This window comes from Thalassospira sp. CH_XMU1420-2, assembly GCF_037029325.1.
GTDB lineage: Bacteria > Pseudomonadota > Alphaproteobacteria > Rhodospirillales > Thalassospiraceae > Thalassospira > Thalassospira povalilytica.
The window spans coordinates 1-3,272 of the sequence record NZ_JAYMEG010000022.1; the positions used below are offsets into that span (position 1 = coordinate 1).

The 3,272-nt window shown below is 52.6% G+C and carries 6 protein-coding genes; 2 read left to right on the forward strand and 4 right to left on the reverse strand.

What is annotated here, in order from left to right; genetic code table 11:
* A partial coding sequence (locus tag WA429_RS20785; protein WP_336107843.1) for a MucR family transcriptional regulator occupies positions 1-285 on the forward strand: 285 nt, incomplete at its 5' end.
* On the opposite strand, the gene WA429_RS20790 is transcribed toward WA429_RS20785, so the two are convergent.
* From WA429_RS20790 to WA429_RS20805, 4 genes are all read right to left on the reverse strand, one after another.
* A complete protein-coding gene (locus tag WA429_RS20790; protein WP_336107844.1) occupies positions 282-524 on the reverse strand; it encodes a hypothetical protein in 243 nt (80 codons plus the stop codon). The two genes, WA429_RS20785 and WA429_RS20790, sit on opposite strands and share 4 nt — an antisense overlap.
* A gap of 103 nt (positions 525-627) precedes the next feature.
* A complete protein-coding gene (locus WA429_RS20795; RefSeq protein ID WP_336107845.1) occupies positions 628-1,119 on the reverse strand; it encodes a hypothetical protein in 492 nt (163 codons plus the stop codon).
* A 113-nt stretch (positions 1,120-1,232) separates the two neighbouring features.
* Positions 1,233-1,541 (reverse strand): hypothetical protein, encoded by a 309-nt coding sequence (locus WA429_RS20800; RefSeq protein ID WP_336107846.1) that lies wholly within the window; start codon positions 1,539-1,541, stop codon positions 1,233-1,235.
* A gap of 224 nt (positions 1,542-1,765) precedes the next feature.
* Positions 1,766-2,488 carry a hypothetical protein gene (locus WA429_RS20805; RefSeq protein ID WP_336107847.1) on the reverse strand — a complete coding sequence of 241 codons (723 nt, stop codon included), beginning with the start codon at positions 2,486-2,488 and terminating at the stop codon, positions 1,766-1,768.
* A gap of 128 nt (positions 2,489-2,616) precedes the next feature.
* Here WA429_RS20805 and WA429_RS20810 point away from each other — a divergent pair, with 128 nt between their 5' ends.
* Positions 2,617-3,102, forward strand: coding sequence for a hypothetical protein (locus WA429_RS20810; protein WP_336107848.1), 486 nt, complete (start codon positions 2,617-2,619; stop codon positions 3,100-3,102).
* The last annotated feature ends 170 nt before the right edge of the window (positions 3,103-3,272 follow it).

Consider the following 3,272-nt stretch of genomic DNA (forward strand, 5'->3'; position numbering starts at 1 on the left):
GTCATTCGTGACGTGTCAGATGCACTGCTTGGATTGCGGACGCAGTCGGTAAAACAAGAACCTGCTGTTCCAGTCGAGCAGTCGATCGCAAAACATCATCTGGTATGTTTGGAAGATGGCGAGAAGGTAACGCTGCTGAAGCGTTACTTGCGTAAGAATTACAATCTCACGCCTGCGGAATACAGACGGAAATGGGGCCTGCCGTATAACTATCCGATGGTACCTATCGGTTACTCTCAGGCCCGGGCGCGAAACGCGATCGAGCATGGGTTGGGAAAGAACTAATTCCCAAATTCTTCATTTAGCGCTCGCAGTTGTTTCTCTTTCATCCGCCTGTAGAGCTCGAAGCTCTCAGGGTGCAGCTGAATGAGGCAAATATCGCGACGTGCGGCGGTCAGTGATGAGAGGTCAATATCGATTGTCTCAACATTCCCATGGAGAGTTTTGATCTGGATGCGTCCGGCGCAAACGCGCGAAGATCGCTCAACGCGGATATCGCCGATATAGAAATGGTCGTTTTGCATGAACTAACCCTATGAAGAAGGCCCGGGTCATGCCGGGCCTTTCTTCGTCCTTAACCTAGTTTGTATTCCGGTTTGATGACTGCATCTTCCCGGCACCGGCACATCATGCCGCCATAGCAGCGCATCGATCACGCCAGTCATTGCAAAGAGCGACGACCCCATCAGAAAACTCAAAGCATTCGCGCGAGAACCACGGGCAAAAATCCCAATCGAAGCTGTCAGAAAAACCGGCGTCACGCTGTGCGATCTTCCAGCCTTCTTCACAGGCGAGAAGCACTTTCCTGTCACGAAGGAAGGAACGCAGTTCAGCTGCGCCGCGTCGAGACCGAAAGTCTTGGAGGGGCCCAGCTGATGCCTCTACAGCAGATTCCCAAAGGCACTGAGCGATTTCCAAGAGGTTATCCAGATTGATTCCATCGTCTGTCCACTGAGGCTCAGTACCTTCATAGGGGATCGAGAGCACAGCACAGCTTGCACCGTCCGCGATTGCCTGACGGAACCCCTCTTGAGCAGCATCGAAGCTATCGAACATCGAAAACTGGTCGACATTATTGGTCGGGCCGAAGTCAGCGTGCGAGTAACTTAGTACGATCATGGTAGCTCCGTATTGGTCGGTTGCGATGGCTGTATTGTCGCCCAGTCGACCGCGTGGGGATATTCGACCACTGCGGTGACAAATGGCAGGAATGTGAGGCGCGGCGGATATCGTCAGCCGACCGCATTGAGCTCGTAGAAGTGGTAATCGTGGACGGCACCGTTGCGGCCAGCCCCGGCATTCTTATCTGCATCTTCGCGAAGCTTTTGGATGCAAGAGAGCGCAAAAGGGTCGCCTTGGAGGGCCAATTGAGCACATGCTTTGGCAGCACTGCGGTCGTCGGCGAAACGCGCGGTGGCGTCATCGCGCTGAAGTTCGAGAATGCCCTCGGTTTCGAACACGTCGAAGCCATAGTCTTCGCGGGAGGGTGCATCCGCGGGCTTAATGTCGTCGTTTACGGTGGTGTGGGTCGGTATTGTCACGCTGTCTCTCCTTGGAGCGAATTGGTTGCTGGAGGAGAGTGTCCAATATGGCCGTTTGGTTCGACATCAGCTTGAGTGAGAAAAACAGCACCAACCTTTTGCCGGCAGATTTGTCACCAGAATTGGCTGTTTTGTCCCCAGTTTCACGACTTCTGTCATCGAAATCGAATGATTTGTAAACGATATCGGTCGATTTGTAGCCAAAATAGGCGGGGTTAGGTGGGTTATTGGTCCGTTACGGCCTCCTGGTCATTGAGATATTTTTTGGCCTGCTTTAGAGCGAGTTCGCAAAACGCCATACGCTGCGCATTGAGCTCTTTAGTTGGGTCAGTGAACGTCCATGGTTGATGGATGCTAAGCGTGCTGCCGGCCGCATAGTATTTATGCTCCAGAGAAAATTTTTCGATGTCGTCGACGCTGTACCGTACAGCGGGGATTGTTACGTCCTCTTTGCGGTCGCCGGGGAGAGTTCCAAGGTTGCTCAACATTTGGAAAGTCTCTGCTGATACCTCTTTCTTGATCTTCTCAATTTTGTGTGGGTCTGGGCTTAGAACCTTGATAATTGTCTTTTCAGCGTGCTTGGGGCCAAGTACCCGATAGGCGTGTTCCACAGAGGCTTCTGGGTCGAAATCTGGGTTGGGCACTTTTTCTTGCATTGACGCAGGTGCTGCGATCATCTGGAGATCCAGACAACTTCCAACGCTGCCAAACCTCATAGCATCAGCTGTAATCTGGGCAGCGCCTTTTGTCGCTTCTCCGCCTGCAAGTGCAGCCTCAACTTGGCTCTTGGCAAGATTTTCTTGTGAGAAGTAGTTGGTGGCGGCAGTTAATCCAGCCGAAACCAAACCGGAGATACCGGCAGCAGTGACAAAGACAATCTTGAACGAGGTCTGTTGCTTGGTTTCACCGTCCTTGTTGTTTTCAGTGGAAACTTGCATGTCGCTCATTATTCACCCCTACAGAAAATTGCATCCCAAACGTGTGCTGAGGAGAACTCTACCACCTTTTCTGGGTGGGCGCAGTTGGTGTACTGTGCGCGCAGCCCTATCTACTTCCCGTCAATCCTGGAGATCGCATGTCAAACGACGCACAATACCGTGAACATCTGCAGCGAAACAAAGAACTCTATTATCAGTCATTGTATGCTGGTGCGCTTCACAGCGATCGGATTACCGGGGACATCGGAATCTTCGCGCTGAAGGTGGTTCTGATCTTGAACGGTGCAGCACTCCTCGGCTTGCTTGGAGCTTTTCCCAGTTTCACCAGCAACACAAACGCGTCAGAACAACTACTTGCAGCTGGCGGCTACTACCTTTGCGGCGTCCTCGCCGCGGCTCTGGCGGTTGGTGTGGCTTACCTTTATCAGAGTTTCGTGACAGGGAACGACTGGGATACTCTTCGCGAAGCGTCAGACATGCCTCCAGCGAACCCATGGATAGGCAAAGGCCCTTTGCAAATTTCCCTGTTGGTGACGGTGTTACTGGCCTTCACTGGATATGGTTTGTTTGGCCATGCAAGCTTTCGTGTTCTTCGCGCGCTGGAGATCTATGGGGCTGCATAGGAGGGTCGGTCTTCTCTCCGTCACTCTGTGGCGTTCTCGTGCGCTTTCTTGATGTCGAAGTAAGCTCGCATCAGGCGGATCGCGCCATAAAGGGCGGTGAAGTGCAGCAGTAGCCAGCGGATGAGGGTGATTTGCACGTAAGAGCGAAATGCAATGGCTTCGTTTCGAAA

Coding starts and splice junctions, on each gene's coding strand:
- WA429_RS20795 (WP_336107845.1), bottom strand. CDS start 1,119: ATGATCGTACTAAGTTACTCGCACGCTGACTTCGGCCCGACCAATAAT.
- WA429_RS20810 (WP_336107848.1), top strand. CDS start 2,617: ATGTCAAACGACGCACAATACCGTGAACATCTGCAGCGAAACAAAGAA.
- WA429_RS20790 (WP_336107844.1), bottom strand. CDS start 524: ATGCAAAACGACCATTTCTATATCGGCGATATCCGCGTTGAGCGATCT.
- WA429_RS20805 (WP_336107847.1), bottom strand. CDS start 2,488: ATGAGCGACATGCAAGTTTCCACTGAAAACAACAAGGACGGTGAAACC.